Raw genomic sequence first — 17,714 nt, 5'->3', positions numbered from 1 at the left:
CTGTGTGACTTGCTGTCCCTCAGTGCTCGATTATAATATCACCTAAATCCCCTGTTGTAAACCCCTTTTTGAGGATTTTCTCAAAGTAAATCTATTCATCTAAAACGCTCTTTTTGTTTGAATTGTGCTAATTATATAAACAAATAGATCTTGCGAGTTTTCGCTGTATATAATAGGAAGAAACTCTTTCGCATTGTATTAGCGTTATTATTTGCCTTGTTATATCAGTAAATTACCACTATATAATTTTGTGTCATCAAATGATGCGATACCTTCATTTTCGATTCTCCTTGCAAGTGCTCACGTCATAAATTTTTCACAACTCTTTAATTTTCTTAAGGTCACCCGATGACCTCCAGATTAAAATGTGGTATAGTATGAAAGTACGAACAAAAGGGGAAGAATATTATGAGTGATTCTAAAATTATAAATATACCAGTTAAATACATAACTAAAAATCCAGACAATGAAACTATCTTTAATATGGATGGTATTGAAGCTCTAGCTAATAATATTAAGGAAGTTGGCTTTATTGGCTCTATCGATGTTATAGAAAACCATGAAAACAATACATACGAGATAATTTCTGGTCACAGGCGCTTTGCTGCTGCTATTATGGCTGGCCTTGAAGAGATACCAGTACATATTGAAGATATTACAGATGAGATTGATAAAGCAAAGAAATTAATCAGACTAAATATTAACAATAGAGAGCTCAATCCTTTAGATAAAGCTAGAGCTATCAACTATTATATTGAACACGTCCTTAAGCCTGAGCAGTTTAAAGGAAACACACAAGATAAGATTGCAGAAGTTTTTGGTATAAGTGTTACACAGGTCAAATATTTAAGACGTATTCTTAAATATCCTGAAAAAGTTCAAGCTTGGATTGGTGAAGGAAAACTTTCATATGTAGGTATTTCTGAATTATCAAGCCTTGATGAAGATTTACAGCTAGAAGCAGTTAGATTAATAGAAGAAACACTGCAAAAAAAGGGGGATGAGCCTCTTTCAAAAGCTGAAACTCAGGCGTGTATTAAGAATCTTAAAGAACAATCATCCTTAACCAAAGAGATTGAAACTGAGATAGAAAAACACACTGATGAATCAGGTACTATTAACCAGGACGATGAAGTAAAAAGCAGCTCAAATATCCAGAACGTATGTTCTTCTGCCTCGGAAAATATTCCTATCGCATTTGAGCATAATGACTTAGAACGCTTTAGAGATAATACAGCTCATGGATTTGAATTGCTTAATATAGCATTTGATAATATTCCTGAAGATGTATCTTTTCATGAAAGGTCTCAGATTTTAGAGCAACTTGGAACTCTTTTGAACAAATTAAAATAAAATAAAAAAGACTCCTTTCGGAGTCTTTTTTATTTTATCAATTATTCACATGCTTCGATTATCTTTTCCAAATACTCTTTTAACTCTATAGCCTGTGCTCTAACTTCCTCTTTATCTTTCTTTCTGATTTTGATTTCATCATTATATGTGATTGATACGAGCTTTTTAAATTTCTTTGAAAGCTTTTCGGGCTTCTGTATTTCTTCGTCAGTTTTTTCAGCTTTATCGACAGTCTTATGTGTATAACTTCCTATTAAATCATCAATCTGTTTATTACTAACATGACCTTCATCTTCTAGGATAGTTAAAACACTCTTGCAAAATTCGTCCATTTTATCTTCTGGAACATCTGCATAGTTATCAACAAGTGAATACCATGCCACTTCATCATATGCACAAAGCTCCTGCATTTGTTTTGGAATAGAAAGAATCTTCTTATATCTATATAACATAGTCTTTTTATACCCAAACTGTTTTGCAAGCTCCTGGTCCATACTTCCTTTGAAGCCTTCTCTTCTTAAGATGCTTTCATATTCGCTAATGTTTCTTGCAATATATAATGGAGCTTCTCTTCTTTGTGTATTTAAATAGATTAAGTTCTTTTTAATCTGATCTTCGCTATTAGGTAATGCCATTATTTGACATGTTACCTTTTTCTTGCCTAAATCCTTTAAAGCCTTAACACGAGTATGACCAGATGCGATTAAGTATCTTCCATCTTCCTTTTTATATACAATTGGAGGAGCTGTTAGCTTTGATTCATCAATTGTATTCTTAATTCTCTCTAAATCTCTATATCCAAATAAGAATTCGTTGTTTTCATCAAAATCTAATAAATCTAGTGCTAGATCAGCTACAATTTCCGATGTGTTCGGAGCATCTTTTTCTCTAGTTGTTAAATCTCTTAAAGAAACAGCCTCTTGCTTTTTGGCAAATCTGTTAACTCTTTCTGCCATTTTCCCCTCCTTATTTAACCTATTGTTTCATTAATAATAATATCAGCTATTTTTGAATATTCTAATGATGAAATGTGACCAGGCTTTCTCTTTGATACTGGTACTCCGTCAATTTCTCCCTTTGAAACTTCAACAGAAAGTGGAATTTCACCTAAAACATCATATTCATCCTTTAATACCTCTGTTATATCTTTGCAATCGTTATTTCTAGCAATTTTTGAAATAATAATACCCATAAACTTTGTTGGATACATATATTTGTTTCTATAGCGGTTTATTACCTTTGCGTAATACTCTATTCCTCTCATTGCCTGATAGCCAGGTTCTACACAACCGATAATGAAGTCTGATGCAGCAATATCATTTACAGAAATAATACCAAGTGATGGTAAACAGTCGATACATACGAAATCGTACTCGTCATCTACCTTATTTATCTCATTTTTGATAAGTTTATCGTTTCCTGGTCTTGAAACAAAGTCCAAATCTCCATTTGCCATTGAAATATCTGTTGGAATGATTGCCAAACTACCATCTTCGTTTAATGGAATGATACAATCGTGAATATCCAGCTCGCCATCCTTATCATAAAGGAGAGCAGAGAGGTTTTTATCTTCATAATCTTCTGGTACTAGACCAGTGATTATAGTAAGTGATGCCTGAGGATCTGAGTCAATCATCAAAACTCTGTATCCTTTCATCGATAACTGAGTAGCAACATTGTATGTGCTTGTAGTTTTTGCTACTCCACCTTTTTGGTTTCCAAAAATAATTGTTTTTGCCATGATTCCTCCTAGTTTTTGTCAGTTCACTATGTGAAATGTTTGTTAAATATTTAACATGCGGTTCACAATGTGAAAATTATTTCATATGCTTTCTAAGATAGTCTGTTTCGGAAAGAAAAGAGCTATTATCTATAGAATGCGTTTGTTCGAAATCTTTTATTGAAAAAGTCTCTAGGCTTATATTATCTAACAAATCGTCAATATCATCAAGAGGAAGTTTTGAATAATCCTGCTCTTTTTCAACATTTTTTTGTATTTCTTCAATCTTTATATTTTTGTTACGTTTTTTTGTGGATACTGTCTTATTGTCTTTTGAGAAAAGACTTTCAGTATAAACATTTTCTGGCAAATATGAAATGTTATAGCATTCCAAAATCATCAATAAAATATATGGTGCACATTTACCAGTACCATTACACCAATTTTCAATAGTTCGAATTGGGATACAAAATCGATGGGATAGAGTTGCCTTTTTTAAATTATATTCTTTCAGCAAATCAGAAATCGACATATTAGATATATGATATATTTTTTGCAATGTATCATATATAAGTTCTAACTGAAAACCATATTTATAAAAGTCTATATAATAGGAAGAGTTACTGTCAGTAAGAGAATTATATAGTTCAGAAAAGTTTTCAGCTTCAAGAGATAGATTCCATATTTTATGAAATATTCTATCTGGAATAATGATGTTTTTTCCTTTCATAATATCCTTCCGTGAAACATTAAATAATTGTTTGTAGAAATAAAAACACCACCATAGTGGTGGTGTAATATACTTATATAATACATGTTAAACGTGATAAAATCAAGGTTTACGGACGTAAAAAAGATTTTCAATTAAGAGACGATGTTAATAGAAATGTTTCACGGAATTTATCTACCTAAAAGCTTTTTTTCGATAAGATCCATATCATCATCTCGTTGCTCAAAATTATTAAATGAATTGTTTTTCTTCATATTATTAGAGTCATTATCAAATGAAGTTCCTTGCGCAATCATTTTACAAATGTAGCCAACTCTGTCATTGATAGATTCTAAAGAATTCATCTCGCAGCGCTTTTTGAATGCAGTAATAATTTCCATCATATAAGAGCTATCTTTTTTACAACGTCTAGCTGCATCAGCAATACGTTTAATTTCATCATCAGTGAAGCTGATTTTTGATAATGTGATAATTGTTTTGATTTCATCAAATAAACCATCATCATCTAAAACATCTTCTACTTTATAAGAAGTAGCTTCAATATATCTCTTAGAAGAAACTATAAATGAATAACCCTGAGTAACTCCATGAGCTAGAATTGGTTTGTACTCGAAAGTGAAATCACATTCTGGAACAGCATTAATGCTGTCATAAGCAGGCTTCAAAACACGACGTTCAATATCAGCTTTTTTATATGACTGTGGAATAGAGAACTGATGCTTTAATTCATCAAGCGAAATGTTGAAAACACCAGGAGTAGCAGTAGGATACTCTTTATAATTCTTTTTGTTCTCCAAATACCAATATAAAGCAATAGTGTATTTACCCTGGAGCTGAGTTGTAACTTCTAATGCACCATAAGCTCCATGAACCAACTGAGAACATAAAGCTAAATCTTTAAAGAAATCGGATGGTGCAAATTCAATATATGCAGTTTCGCCTTTTTTGCCTTTATGATATCTCAAAATATTGAACCATGGTACGATAATTTCATCTTCTCCATCTGGTCCTAAATCTTCAAATAAAAGATGACGATTCTTTAACTTCTCTGTGCCTGATCTGAAAATAGCATATAAATATTTCTCATCAGAATACTTCGAAAATTTGAAGAAATCAGAAGGTTCAATACGATATGTCCTATCATCAGGAAATGAAGACATTGTTCCAAGAATTGCATCGAAGACAATATTCTCGTCTGTTGAAAACTCCATCTTACAATTCATGATAAGTGCATCTGTACGATAGGCGATACCAACACCACCTTTTTTTAATGGATGCTTGTTATCCTGAAGAGCTAAAAGTTTTAATAATGTAAGATGGGAATTATCATTAAATGTCTCAACTAAATTATCAATTGAAATTGCTTCCTTAATATAACGTCTGATTTGTTCATCATCATCAGATAATGCTGGAGTTCCATCAGTCTCAACAATATCAGTAGTATATTCATCCTGGTCGATGATTTTACCATGCATAGTATATGAAGTCTGATGAGGAATCTGTCCGACATTATGTGTAAGTGGTTCATCAATGAATTCTCCCGTGACTGGGTCAACCACTCGATAATTACCATTTTTATCTTGCCTTTTAATAGCCATTATTTATTCCCCTATGTGACATAATCTTTGTTTGTCATGCCTTATATTATAATGATTTAATGCTGTAAATTCAAATAAATATGACAAAATTATTCAAAGACATAAGAGGTAAAATGTCTTTTAGTGTGTTTTTTGTCATACCCAAGAGTATATTTATATATGAAAAACCCAGTATTTACAAGGTGTTTGGGACTTCATAAGTTATGGTGTGTTTTTTGTCATATGTTAGCTGCAGGATATCAGTATATAATATGGTGTGTTTTCTGTCATATCTATAGCATCCAAATATCATTTTTAGTGTGTTTTTTGTCATATATATTGGCAATAGTAATACTTCACAAAGCCCGTAAAATCGCCGTTTCTAGCTGATTATTTATTAAGTGTGAAATTTGTCATACATAGGGCTATATGACATGATGCGTGTTTTGTCATATGTGGTGTGTTTTCTGTCATAAATACGACGAAAACCGCATAAATAGAGGATTTATGTCAAAATAATATCTCAAATCCAGGTGTAAAATTTGTCACATCTGGAATATACAGTATAAAAGCTGTCACATATTATGGTGTGTTTTTTGTCATAAGTATATGTCATATGTCAGGTGTGTATTTTGTCATATGTGGTGTGTTTTCTGTCATATAGCTCTAAAAATGCCTTGATTTATGCCACTTATCCACATTATTATAATAAAAAAGCATATATTCCTTATGTCATTGTGGATAACTTGTCATATTTGGTGTGGAATCTGTCACCTATCTGCTATAAATACCGTATTTACAGGCTTTTTTTTAATGGAAATGACAGATTTTCTCCTAATATATGACTTGGTGTAATATTTGTCACATTAGGTGTAGATTCTGTCACCTATTGAAGACAAGATGTCACCTATAAGACTAGGAAATGTCTTAAATAGAGGGGAATGTGTCATAAATAGGACCAGAAACTGTCATACAAAAAGCCTTAAAAACCCCAGAAATAAAGGATTTTTAAGGCTCTGCTATACATTCTATACAATACTATACTTTATATACATATCTATCTAAAAGATAGACACAAAAACAAGGTCACCCGTTGACCTTAAAAAAGCTTAAGAATAAATATCTAGAAATTAATTACATATTTATAAAGAAATAACAACTTGATTCTTACCATTGTTCTTTCCATAATATAGTTTTTGATCAGCATCTTCCATCATATCTTTTATTGTATGATTTTCATTAAAGGAGGATAGTCCAATTGTTACTGAAACAAATACCTTTTCTTTATTATTATATAAGATAGCATCCTTTACAATATCGTTTCGTATACGTTCTGCAGCTGCATAAGCCTTTTCACTATCTGTTTTTAACAAAACAAGAATTTCTTCACCTCCCCAACGAAATACATGATCATTCTTTTTAACACCAGTAGAAATAGTATTAGCTACATATTTTAAGACCTCGTCGCCGAACTCATGACCATAGGTATCATTGACATGTTTAAAATCATCGATATCAATCATCATTAAACAGAAGGTAGATTTTTTAGAATGAGCTTCATGGATAGCTTCATTAAGATATGTATCCATGGTGCGTCTATTTAAAAGATGAGTTAGCGTGTCATAATTAGCATGTCGGTCCAATTCTTCAACAAGATATTTCCCTCCAAAATAAGTAATGAATAGAAGAGTAGAGGTTGAAAGACCAATACAAAAAAGTCTAAGGATAAGTGAAGGCAAAAATAAAGTATCAGCAGGATCCAAGAAATGATATTGACCATTAATTATCCAGGAGATAAAAGTTGAAATAATTAATGAAGCGCTAATCAAAGCGGTAAAACGATAATCGAAAAAAACTATAGTAAGTCCAATAAAGAAAAACAAATAAGCCCACCATTCGTGATAAGGAATCAGATAGGTTATATAATTCCACTGGGCAAATACTAAAATGCCAATATATAGTTTAGCTACAAGAATCTTTTTGGGTTTGATTGTTCCATTTTCATCGAAACCGGTTTTTAAAAGATAAATGGCAAATATAAGATAAAAAAGATTAATAAGGTCATATAAGACTAGCGGAAGGATAGGAACCATTGGCCAAAGGTTGGTTAGTTTGAATATAGTGAAAACAAAAGCCGAAGTGGTAGCTCCAGTGAGAGGTAAAACAATAATTATTTTATAGGCTCTATTAATGTAAGCATCAATAGCTGATAAGTCATACTTTTCCATTTGAATCTCCTTAAAATATAGAAGCGGAAAACATTCATATTAATGAAATTATATAATTCAAAAAAGTTTAAATCCTAAACAAAGTGTGAAGTAATGGGAATATTTAAAGAAAAGCATGAAGAGTATGTGAATTAGGAAACATATTTGAAATTTTATGCAGGAAAAATTTCAGGATAAGTGGTTTCTGCAGGATAAAAATCAAAAGCCCTTCCATAAAGGAAGAGCTTTAAAGTATATATATTTTAGCTTAAATAAGAGTAGCAATATCAATATTTTCACCTGTGATACCAACCCAAGCACCATTTTGTGCTTCTGCTGCTTCAGCATGAGCAAGTAACCACTTATTTGTTGCGGTTAACATTTTATCTTCTTGATTACCAGCAGTGAATTGAGGCATTCCTACGTTAGTACCCTGAGGTAAACCAACAAGTACCTGGAAACCAGAATCCTTATGAGCCTGGCAAGGCGCATAGTGAAGACTAGTTGCATATACTTCAACCATAACACCCTTTGGAACTAAAAATGCTTTGACTTTGCTTGAGTCAAGTTTATAGTCTACGATTTCTTCTCTCTTAGCTAAAAGAAGAATGAAATCTGTTGCGCCAAGGTTAATTTCACTTGAGCGATGATATTCAAGACAATTTAGTTTTGTGTTGTGACCATTGCACCATCCAAACTGCATTGGCGAACCACCAAAAAGAGAATTAGTGATTACTGATGCTGCATGTAAATTTTGAAGTGCTTTTTCTTCTGCAACATAATCTGTTCCTTCAGGGATTGGTGTATTTGCAGCAAGTGCATCAGCAATTTCTTTTTTCTCGGCTTCATATCCTTCGATAATGCGACCGTAATTTGTAAATTCTGAATCTGTTACATTTAAGATTTTCATAAATATCCTCCTGATACAATATATTTATCCTAAAAAGATAATATCGTGAAGCCAAAATATTGTCGTACCAATTATTAATCTAATAGTAGTAAATAATTGTCACATTAAGAGATTGACATGAGTAGGAAACCGTGATAGACTTAATGAATTTCTGTAAACAATAGTTTATATATAACGTTTTAAAGGAGGGATAATATGAGAATAAGAGATTTTATTGAAACTCTAAATCAGTTTGATCCAGATATAGAGCTTGTTATAGATGTTGATGGAAAGTATACAACACCAGCAATTAAGAATGAAGTGGTACATTTTAAACATGACTATACTGGAACAGCATATAGAGATGATGCAATCGTTTTATCAGAAAAAGTCAGAATGTAATTGTGGCATATACCATAATGTCTGAAATCTGCTAACGACACTAAAAGCAGGAGTAGGTTCATGAAGGCAAAGTTGCAAAAAAATACAATTAAATACATAGTTCACGAAAATGCTGATACAATGGGCTGAGGAGATTTTTACTCCTCAATGATTCAACCTTTCACATTTTTTTCAAACTCTTTTAATTGATTTAGAATGTGTATAAACATATAATTAGATTTACACCAAGGGAGATACATGGCAGTTGGTTACTGCTTGTATCTCCCTGTTTGTATTTTAGCTAACAAGGAGGGATTATTATGAATAATGCAGTTAAAAGAATTGGTTCTATGGTTGTTTGCATCATTATGGGATTAATATTATTAACACCTTATAATAATATTAGAACGGTAATGGCTGCTGAAGCGAAATCCTTTACTTTACCTGTTAGCTATATGAATAAGTATGCTGATGCTCCTTCCGAGAATAATGAATTAGGAATGAATACGGTAAATGTAATTGCAACATTATCTACATCAACTATTCAGAAGGGAACAGTGATTACTTTATCAGGCTTGCCAGAAGATTGTATAAACTTCCAGGTTAATGATGATTACACAGTGGTTATCAAAGAAGGTGATAAGGTAACAAAAACCTTTGGGGGCTGGTACGGTGGTGAAGCCTATGAGGATGGACAGATTAGCTACGTTGTGCAGACTGATGAAACCGCTATTACTATTTCCTTTGGAGAGTGGAAAACTAAAAATTTGAGTGGGCAGGATGCGGAGTATACAGTAAGTGCTGATGGAATCATAGAAGAGTAAAAAATTTATATATAAATCTATACCGTCTTAAAGATTAGTCTTTAAGGCGGTTTTTTATTGTAGATAAATTATAAGGATTTATAAAATTCACAGATAAACCATAGAAAATTAATGATATTTAAATGAAGGAATTAGGCTTCGGTAGGTATAATAAAATATAAAGGTAATTAGAAATGTCATAAAAAGGTGGGGTGCTTAAATGGAAAATAACCAAATTCCAAAAGAAAGACTTGCAAAGCTTGATAAACTATTTGAATGTATGTCAATTATAGCTGAGGATTCCCATGTGTATCTTTGTGACATGAAATATGATTATTCAAAATGGTCAAAAACTCTAGTTAGTTTATTTGGATTGCCAGATGAATATATGGTAGGAGCAGGTGATCTTTGGGAGCAGCATATTCATCCTGATGATAGAAAAGTTTATCATGAGGGTATTGAAACAATTTTTGCGGGAAAATCTGATGAGCATGATATGCAGTATCGTGCAGTTAAGCCAAATGGAGAGTATGAAGTATGTAGCTGCCGTGGCATTGTTCTAAAAGATGAAGATGGAAATATGGAATATTTTTGTGGTGCGATAAAAAATCATTCAGAACAGCATCATATTGATAGTCTTACTGGATTAAGGGACCAGTTCGGATTTTTCAAAGATTTATCTAATTATATTGATAACCACATGAAAGTGAACGTTGGTCTAATTGGTGTTGATAGATTTGCTCAAATCAACGAGTTATATGGATATAAGGGTGGCAATAAGATTCTGCAGGAATGCGGAAGAATGTTGCAGGAAGTTGTTGGAAACCAAGGCAAGGCCTATCGAATGGATGGAACTAAGTTTGGTATCATTTCAACTTTAGAGGATATAAAAATTATAGAAGATAGTTATAACAAATTATGTGATAGGTTGATTAAGGGCGTTTCTGTGGATGGCAGAAGTATTGTATTAGAATTATATGCTGGTATGGTAGGCGTAAAGGATTTTAATACTGATGCACAAACAGTATATGCTTGTTTAAATTTTGCTTTTGATGAGTCACGTGATTTAAAGCAGGGAGACATTGTAGAATTTAAAGGTTCATCAAATAGAGATGAAAAGAAATCTATTGAACAGCTATATACAATAAGAAATTCCATATCACATAATTTTGAAGGCTTCTATTTATTGTATCAACCTATAATAGATGCTGAGACGGAGAAGATTATAGGGGCAGAAGCACTGTTGCGCTGGAAAAATGAGGAATTTGGAATTGTACCTCCAGATGAATTTATTCCTGTATTGGAGAAGGATTCAATGTTTCCAGCATTAGGCGAATGGATTTTGAAGACGGCTGTAAAAGCATCGTTAAAATTTATTAGACTATTACCATCATTTATTATTAATGTAAATCTTTCTTATTCACAGATTGAGAAAAATAATTTCGTTGAAATAGTTAAAAATGTGATAGAAGATTCAGATTATCCACCAAAGCAACTATGCTTGGAGATAACAGAGCGATGCAGACTACTGGACATGGGATTACTAAAAAATACCATGTATAAATTAAAATCTGATGGTATCAGAATAGCTTTAGATGATTTTGGAACAGGATTTTCATCCATGGGATTAGTAAAAGCATTACCATTTGATACCATCAAGATCGATAGAAGCTTTGTACAAAAAATAGAAGATGATGAGCGTGAAAAAACTCTTGTAAGTAAATTTACAGAGGTAGCGAATCTGTACGATGCAAAGGTTTGTGTTGAGGGAATAGAAACACCTGGCATGGCAGAAATATTAAGGCGTTATAGTGTGCACAGTTTTCAAGGATATTATTATTCGAAGCCTGTTGAGGAAACGGAAATCATTAATATGATAAAGAAGGATTATGTAAGCTAATCAATAGGAGATTGTTGATTAGCTTACATGTAATAAATCCTCTAATTTCATATTTCTATCATCTATATAAATATCGCAGGATATCTTTCTGCTATTATTACCATATAGTGCAACAACTTCTGGCAAATTATCATTAACAGCATCGAATTCAAGGCCCTGCTGTTGGCACCATTCAAGTGCTTCGGCGAGAGCTTTGCCAGCGCGGCAAGTCCACAATATGATTTTATTTCCCATTGATTTTTGTTGATGTAGATAATTGATAAGTGGAAGATTGGGTGAACCTAAATTGGGCCATTCGCAAAAACATAGTGTTCCATCAAAATCTACAGCAATTATTTTATTTGTAAGTTCCATAGAGTTACCTCCAATCAATTCAGTGTAGTAGTTTAGGCAGCCATGTAGTCAAGGTAATCATCTTCAGTAGCAAATAATTCATAAACACCATCTACATATCCCATATATCCTTCATCAATAACATATCCTTTCATAGTGGGCACCTCCTTGCCAAAGCTGTTTAATTAACTATAGATATATTAAGATATAGAGGTGTCCATATTTATTCCCTTGAATAATAATTTATTAATTTTAGTTAGAGCTTAGGATGAAAACATAAATATAACAGAGATGGGAAAGGTGCCAAAGGTTGACTATATAATGAGTAAATATCCTCCAATAAAAGAATGGAAGGCGCCACATGATATTATCAAAATAAATATAGAGATTCCCTAAAAAAATACGAATTGAAAATCTAGATAATAGCCTGTAGCTGAAATTTCTAAACTGATTTATAATAGAGAAATTGAAAGGATGGATATGTAAATGACTAGACGAGAAGCTGCAATGGAAAACTTTAAAAAAGGCTATAACTGTTCTCAATCGATAGTATTAGCGTTTGAGGATTTACTTCCTATAGATAGTAAACAGTTGTCAAAAATGGCATCATCATTTGGTGGTGGAATGGGAAGACTTCGTGAGGTATGTGGATCTGTAAGTGGAATGTTTATGGTGGCAGGTCTTCTATATGGATATGATGGGCCAGAGACCGGTGAGGTTAAGGCAGAGCATTACGCGAGAATACAAGAATTGGCTCATCGATTCGAGGAAAAGCATGGAACAATTATTTGTCGTGAAATGCTTGGATTGAATGTTAAGCACGACAATCCAACTCCTGAAGCAAGAACACAAGAGTATTATAAAAAGCGTCCTTGCGGGGAGATAATTGGCGATGCGGCCGAAATATTGGAAGAATATATACAGGAAAATCCCCTGCCTTAGCGTGAAAAACAGCATTCACTATAATATTTAAAAAAATTGAAAAAATTACTTATTGTAAACTTATTGTTAATCAATTAACAATCTTTTAACTATAAAAACCTCCCTTTCGGGAGGCTATTTTTATAGTATTTAGGCGATTTTTTCGGCTAAAATATCTTCATCAACTAATAAATCTACATCAAGAATTGAAATAAGATTTTCATCTTGTTTACCAACACCTGAGATAAATGAGTCCTCTTTTTTAACAAATGGTGAAGGCAATTCGATGTTTTCATCAGCAATAACAGTAACTTCATTAACTGAATCTACAATAATTCCGATTTGATCGTCCTCAGTATGATTAAATACAATAATACGAGAATTATTTGTGATGTTATCATCGCCATAATTAAATCTCTTATGAAGATTGATGATTGGAATAACATTACCACGTAAGCTAATCATACCCTCAACGTAATCAGGTGAGAGTGGTACATCTGTTATCTCAGGCATCATAATAATTGTATTAATTTTCATGATATCAATACCATATAATTCTTCATTTAACTTGAATATAATATACTGCTTTTCATTACCAGCATTAGAATTTGAAACAACTAAATTTGACATTGCTATCCTCCATATCTAATCGATTACGTTACACGTAAAATACAGTTCACGATTCTAACACATTTTTATAACGTTGTATAGCCCTATGTCAAATCAACGTAATAAAAAAAAGATGTAGCCTGTTAAGACTACATCTTTTAGTAAATAGCTTATAATTTCATAGCAACTTCGTAAGCTCGCCAAATTACGGTTCTAAGATTTCCGATACCATTACAATCACCTACAAGTTCAACGTTAGAAGGCTTTTTATCCTTTGAAACTAGAGGAGTAGGAACATATCCTGCGGAGCTAATAACCGAATCGCAGGCAATTTCAATTTCCTTTCCATCCTTTGTAACGCATAGGATTCCGTTATCCCTCACTTCCTTAAGGCTTGTCTCAAGGTAGACTGGAATGTTTTTCCAAGCGAACCATTCTCTTAGATAAGAGCTATTGGCCAGGCAAACGCCCTTTTGTGAAACCAAATCATCCTTCATTTCTACGATGATAGGTTTCTTACCTTTGAGGGCAAGCTCGTAAGCGATTTCGCTTCCAGTGAGACCGCCGCCGATAACAGCAACAGTTTCACCAACCTCTGTGCCAGTAAGGAATTGGCAAGCTTCTATCATCTTTTCGTGGCCAGGGACATTTCTTAAAACTCTGGCAGTAGAGCCAGTAGCTACAATTATAGGAGCTGCGCCAAATTGGCTTAAGTCTGTGATTTCAGTATTAAGATGGATTTCGATTTTCATCTGCTCCATTTTTCTGATGTACCATGATAACAAATCACGAAGCTTTCCTTTGTAGCTTTCAGCACTAGCAGCTATAAAAGTTCCACCTAAACGGTCTGATTTCTCATAGATTATAGGCTCATGTCCACGAAGCTTTAGAACGCGAGCAGCTTCCATGCCGCCAATTCCACCACCAATGATGATGATTTTTTTAGGAGATGTGGTTGGCTTAATGAAATGCTTGTCCTTTTGCATAGTTTCAGCATTGACGGCACATCTAGCCAGGTGAAGGCTATCAGATAAATCCTGGTCGTTAGGTACACCCTTATAGTGACACATATTGAAGCAACCGCTGTGGCAAAGAATGCATGGACGAATATCATCTTCATTGTCATTCATAAGCTTTGTTACCCATTCAGTATCAGCAAGGAATTGTCTTGCGAAGCCTGCGCCATCGATATCGCCATTTGAAATAGCATTGGCAGCCACCTCAGGATTCATGCGGCCTGCGCAGACAACTGGGATATCTACGTATTTACGAATATTTTTTACATCCTCCAGGTTGCAGTTTTCTGGCATGTAGATAGGAGGATGTGCCCAATACCAGGCATCATAGGTTCCATTATCGCAGTTAAGCATGTCGTAGCCTGCATCCTGTAAATATTTTGCAGCCTTTTTTGATTCCTCAAAATCACGACCTGCTTCGGTATATTCTTCTCCAGGAAGAGCCCCTTCACGGAAGCCTTTAGTTTTTGAAACAACACTGTATCTTAAGGATACTGGAAAATCTTCTCCGCACTGTTTTTTGATTTCCTGAACGATTTCAACAGCAAAACGATATTTATTTTCGAATGAGCCACCGTATTCGTCAGTTCTTTTATTTACGTAATCGAGAGTAAACTGATCCAGAAGATATCCCTCATGTACAGCATGAATTTCTACTCCATCAACGCCAGCTTCTTTTAAAAGCTTTGCGGTTTTACCGAAAGCTGTGACAAATTCATGAATCTCTTCAACTGTTAAAGCTCTTGATGGGAGTTTGTCTGACCATCTGTTAGGAGATGGGCTGGCGCTGGCAGTAATTTTATCTAAATCCATAACAGGTTTTGAAAGAACACGAAGAACAGGATTGTTGTAAAGGGTCTCCATCATGGTGCTAACTGTGAAGGAGCGGCCAAAGCCAGCAGTAAGCTGAACGAAAAGCTTGGCGCCAGTTTTATGAAACTCTGGCATCCATGCAGCAAGCTCTTTGTACATTTTTTTGTTTTTATAAAGCCATTGTCCAAACATAGGGTTATAAACAGGCTGGCAACCAGGTAAAACAAGACCGGCGTTGTTTTTTGCTACACTGAGTATGAAATCAGCACCAGCCTTATCAAAGTGATTTTTTTCCATCCAACCAAAAAGGTCTGTCCCACCCATAGATGTTAAGACAATTCTATTTTTAATTTCACAATTTCCAATCTTCCATGGTGTAAAAAGTGAATCGTATTTCTTATTCATTATTTATGCTCCTAATATATTATTTTTCAGATTTGAAGGATGTGTTCCCATCTGTAAAATGCATGTTGGACACGCGGTAATAATTATTTTCCAAGCCGATATTTGTGGCAGGAGAAGGGAAATAAACATCACCAACTGCAGTGTTTTTTACTAGGGTGAAGGCATTGTTAAAGGTATCAATATTTTTGTTGTAAACGATATTGTCTGCAGACTTAGCTGTCTGATTTTCCCACATATCAGTACATTCGTGAAGCCAATAGCCACCACGAGTTAATGAACCTGTAATAGTGTAGCTTCCGCCAATAGTCAGTTGCTTTTTTAAGGCGTCTAGAACTCCTGCACATAAAATCATTCCAGGAATATAATCAAGTGGGACTCCATTAAGGTTTACCGGATTTTCCAGAGAACCGTTTCTCACACTAAGGCCAGTGATATCTTCAGCGCAAGGGGCCCAGCCAGGACGATTAGCCCAAACTGTATCTGAAAAGCACATTAAAGATGCATAGATGATGTTAGGGTTAAGAGCGTGGATGTCGGCTTCGGAAAGTCCGAATTTATCTAATGCCCCACGCTGATATGAGCATACAACAACATCAGCCTCCTTAACTAATTCCTTGGCTTTAGCAAGCTGTTCTTTAACATTGAAATCTAACTGGATGCTGTTTTTACCTGCCCAGCCATCAAGCTCAAGCATGGCCTGCTCTTGATGAATGAAATCGCCTCTGCGAATCATCAGTACATCAGCCCCTGCTTCAGCTAAAAGACGAGTACATGCAGGACCTGCGATAATATGAGTTAAATCCAAAACCTTAATTCCTGATAAAGGTCCTTTTGACATATCAGAGTAATTCAGTTTTTTTACAGGAGAATCTGAAACTTTAGTAGACCTGAACAATGGCATATTGCAAACAGCCTTACCAACCTCTGTAGCTTCCCATTCATCACGAGTTCGAAGCATGCATCCGCAGGCTCCATTTTCAAAGGTTGCTTCCTCCAAATCTAAAGCATTCCATTTTTTGACAGCCTTGCGAGTGGTGAGTTTGTCAAATGGCATAGAACCAAAGGTGAATTTATCTGGATTTTTGGTGATGCCAAGGGTTTTCAGCATAATACGTTTTTGGGATTCATAGTAAACGTGTGCTGAGAAGCTACGATTATCCGCAGTTTTATATTTATAAAATGAACCATTAAGGGCATTATCAACCCTAATAGCGGAATTGTAGCGAGATTTTATAAATTCTTTATTTCCTTCATAGTCACTCATATAAAGACGTATAACTTGCAAACCTGCAAGATCAACGTCGCAGTAAATATCCTTGTACTGATTATTACCAGTGCGAAGACAGCCAATTTCTTGAGTGAGAGCAGCGTCTAAAGCGAGAATAGCAGCCGCTGGCCCTGTTTGTAAAATCCTTTCCTCTTCGTAAAGCTTTTTAACAGCCTTTTTCCTAAGTGATAAAAGCACTGGCTTTAGCACACCTGGAAATGGGTTATGAGTATAGCATGACTTTTCAATCATCTTTTGTCTGTCGTTGGACAAATTAAAAAAGACCTTAGCATTAGGATGAATATCTAACCTATCTGTAAGATCTTTATAGCACAAAGACGCCTGAAGGGCCTTTGTTTCCATTGTTTCATTCATACAAAATCCTCCCATTATTACTTATACTCTACGTATAATTCTATAGGATTTTGGTTTTGTTTCAAGCTAAATGTAGTATAGGATAGAGTAAATTCAGTGTCAGTTGGAAGTAGTGAGAGATTCCCTCTTGAAAAATAGGTTCTAGAATTGATGGCTAAAGTTTACCTCTTTTCTGTTAAAAAAGGAAGCCTTGCTTACGCAAGCCATTGATTATTTGAATACCTCATACTTTTATGTATGACAACTAATCCTTCGTTTGCTTGTTGATATTTTATCTGCCTTGAAATGGGTGTCAAGGACTCAGCCATCGGTGCGAAGCATCCTTGACTCCCATTTCTGGGCAGATATCCTGTAATCAAGCAAATGAAAGATTAAGTTTGTGCAAAGCACTTATATTCAAGGCAACACCGGCAGG

15 protein-coding genes are annotated in these 17,714 nt (G+C 34.3%); 5 read left to right on the top strand and 10 right to left on the bottom strand.

Annotated elements, in window-relative coordinates:
- The first annotated feature begins 408 nt into the window (after positions 1–408).
- Positions 409–1,353, top strand: a complete 945-nt coding sequence (locus tag BM097_RS14705) for a ParB/RepB/Spo0J family partition protein (RefSeq protein ID WP_090552022.1) — start codon at positions 409–411, stop codon at positions 1,351–1,353.
- A gap of 41 nt (positions 1,354–1,394) precedes the next feature.
- Here BM097_RS14705 and BM097_RS14700 read toward each other — a convergent pair whose 3' ends face one another.
- The 6 genes from BM097_RS14700 to BM097_RS14675 form a co-directional block, all read right to left on the bottom strand.
- Positions 1,395–2,309 carry a ParB/RepB/Spo0J family partition protein gene (locus tag BM097_RS14700; protein ID WP_090552018.1) on the bottom strand — a complete coding sequence of 305 codons (915 nt, stop codon included), beginning with the start codon at positions 2,307–2,309 and terminating at the stop codon, positions 1,395–1,397.
- A gap of 14 nt (positions 2,310–2,323) precedes the next feature.
- Entirely contained in the window at positions 2,324–3,094 is a 771-nt protein-coding gene (locus BM097_RS14695) for a ParA family protein (RefSeq protein WP_090552014.1), read from the bottom strand.
- A gap of 76 nt (positions 3,095–3,170) precedes the next feature.
- On the bottom strand, positions 3,171–3,803 hold the full coding sequence (locus BM097_RS14690; protein ID WP_090552009.1) for a hypothetical protein: 633 nt from the start codon (positions 3,801–3,803) through the stop codon (positions 3,171–3,173).
- A gap of 170 nt (positions 3,804–3,973) precedes the next feature.
- Positions 3,974–5,401 carry a replication initiation protein gene (locus BM097_RS14685; RefSeq protein WP_090552005.1) on the bottom strand — a complete coding sequence of 476 codons (1,428 nt, stop codon included), beginning with the start codon at positions 5,399–5,401 and terminating at the stop codon, positions 3,974–3,976.
- 1,121 nt (positions 5,402–6,522) lie between these two features.
- The gene (locus BM097_RS14680) at positions 6,523–7,608 is read right to left on the bottom strand and encodes a GGDEF domain-containing protein (protein WP_090552001.1); all 1,086 of its coding nucleotides are present in this window, start codon (positions 7,606–7,608) and stop codon (positions 6,523–6,525) included.
- Between the two features lie 247 nt (positions 7,609–7,855).
- On the bottom strand, positions 7,856–8,497 hold the full coding sequence (locus BM097_RS14675) for a DUF4867 family protein (RefSeq protein ID WP_090551997.1): 642 nt from the start codon (positions 8,495–8,497) through the stop codon (positions 7,856–7,858).
- Positions 8,498–8,692: 195 nt separating this feature from the next.
- Here BM097_RS14675 and BM097_RS14670 point away from each other — a divergent pair, with 195 nt between their 5' ends.
- From BM097_RS14670 to BM097_RS14660, 3 genes are all read left to right on the top strand, one after another.
- A complete protein-coding gene (locus BM097_RS14670; protein WP_090551993.1) occupies positions 8,693–8,878 on the top strand; it encodes a hypothetical protein in 186 nt (61 codons plus the stop codon).
- A 299-nt stretch (positions 8,879–9,177) separates the two neighbouring features.
- Positions 9,178–9,681: a hypothetical protein gene (locus BM097_RS14665; RefSeq protein ID WP_090551988.1), complete on the top strand. Its 504-nt coding sequence runs from the start codon at positions 9,178–9,180 to the stop codon at positions 9,679–9,681.
- Between the two features lie 199 nt (positions 9,682–9,880).
- Positions 9,881–11,560 (top strand): EAL domain-containing protein, encoded by a 1,680-nt coding sequence (locus tag BM097_RS14660; RefSeq protein WP_090551985.1) that lies wholly within the window; start codon positions 9,881–9,883, stop codon positions 11,558–11,560.
- Between the two features lie 18 nt (positions 11,561–11,578).
- Here BM097_RS14660 and BM097_RS14655 read toward each other — a convergent pair whose 3' ends face one another.
- Positions 11,579–11,914: a hypothetical protein gene (locus BM097_RS14655; RefSeq protein ID WP_090551981.1), complete on the bottom strand. Its 336-nt coding sequence runs from the start codon at positions 11,912–11,914 to the stop codon at positions 11,579–11,581.
- A gap of 465 nt (positions 11,915–12,379) precedes the next feature.
- On the opposite strand from BM097_RS14655, the gene BM097_RS14650 reads away from it, so the two are divergent.
- Entirely contained in the window at positions 12,380–12,835 is a 456-nt protein-coding gene (locus BM097_RS14650; protein ID WP_090551977.1) for a C-GCAxxG-C-C family protein, read from the top strand.
- A gap of 129 nt (positions 12,836–12,964) precedes the next feature.
- Here BM097_RS14650 and BM097_RS14645 read toward each other — a convergent pair whose 3' ends face one another.
- The 3 genes from BM097_RS14645 to BM097_RS14635 all read right to left on the bottom strand — a co-directional run bounded on the left by BM097_RS14645 (position 12,965) and on the right by BM097_RS14635 (position 17,299).
- A complete protein-coding gene (locus tag BM097_RS14645; protein WP_090551973.1) occupies positions 12,965–13,444 on the bottom strand; it encodes a chemotaxis protein CheW in 480 nt (159 codons plus the stop codon).
- A gap of 149 nt (positions 13,445–13,593) precedes the next feature.
- A complete protein-coding gene (locus BM097_RS14640) occupies positions 13,594–15,657 on the bottom strand; it encodes an oxidoreductase (RefSeq protein WP_090551969.1) in 2,064 nt (687 codons plus the stop codon).
- A gap of 19 nt (positions 15,658–15,676) precedes the next feature.
- Entirely contained in the window at positions 15,677–17,299 is a 1,623-nt protein-coding gene (locus BM097_RS14635; protein WP_177197482.1) for a CoA transferase, read from the bottom strand.
- Positions 17,300–17,714 lie beyond the last annotated feature (415 nt).

This window comes from Pseudobutyrivibrio sp. OR37 (assembly GCF_900113655.1).
GTDB lineage: Bacteria > Bacillota > Clostridia > Lachnospirales > Lachnospiraceae > Pseudobutyrivibrio.
This window is presented reverse-complemented; position numbering and strand designations above follow the sequence as displayed.

Bases quoted from the DNA above. Each gene is read 5' to 3' on its own strand.
- BM097_RS14650 (WP_090551977.1), top strand. From the start codon at position 12,380: ATGACTAGACGAGAAGCTGCAATGGAAAACTTTAAAAAAGGCTATAAC.
- BM097_RS14665 (WP_090551988.1), top strand. From the start codon at position 9,178: ATGAATAATGCAGTTAAAAGAATTGGTTCTATGGTTGTTTGCATCATT.
- BM097_RS14685 (WP_090552005.1), bottom strand. From the start codon at position 5,401: ATGGCTATTAAAAGGCAAGATAAAAATGGTAATTATCGAGTGGTTGAC.
- BM097_RS14635 (WP_177197482.1), bottom strand. From the start codon at position 17,299: ATGAATGAAACAATGGAAACAAAGGCCCTTCAGGCGTCTTTGTGCTAT.
- BM097_RS14660 (WP_090551985.1), top strand. From the start codon at position 9,881: ATGGAAAATAACCAAATTCCAAAAGAAAGACTTGCAAAGCTTGATAAA.
- BM097_RS14680 (WP_090552001.1), bottom strand. From the start codon at position 7,608: ATGGAAAAGTATGACTTATCAGCTATTGATGCTTACATTAATAGAGCC.
- BM097_RS14675 (WP_090551997.1), bottom strand. From the start codon at position 8,497: ATGAAAATCTTAAATGTAACAGATTCAGAATTTACAAATTACGGTCGC.
- BM097_RS14690 (WP_090552009.1), bottom strand. From the start codon at position 3,803: ATGAAAGGAAAAAACATCATTATTCCAGATAGAATATTTCATAAAATA.
- BM097_RS14670 (WP_090551993.1), top strand. From the start codon at position 8,693: ATGAGAATAAGAGATTTTATTGAAACTCTAAATCAGTTTGATCCAGAT.
- BM097_RS14700 (WP_090552018.1), bottom strand. From the start codon at position 2,309: ATGGCAGAAAGAGTTAACAGATTTGCCAAAAAGCAAGAGGCTGTTTCT.
- BM097_RS14705 (WP_090552022.1), top strand. From the start codon at position 409: ATGAGTGATTCTAAAATTATAAATATACCAGTTAAATACATAACTAAA.
- BM097_RS14695 (WP_090552014.1), bottom strand. From the start codon at position 3,094: ATGGCAAAAACAATTATTTTTGGAAACCAAAAAGGTGGAGTAGCAAAA.
- BM097_RS14645 (WP_090551973.1), bottom strand. From the start codon at position 13,444: ATGTCAAATTTAGTTGTTTCAAATTCTAATGCTGGTAATGAAAAGCAG.
- BM097_RS14655 (WP_090551981.1), bottom strand. From the start codon at position 11,914: ATGGAACTTACAAATAAAATAATTGCTGTAGATTTTGATGGAACACTA.
- BM097_RS14640 (WP_090551969.1), bottom strand. From the start codon at position 15,657: ATGAATAAGAAATACGATTCACTTTTTACACCATGGAAGATTGGAAAT.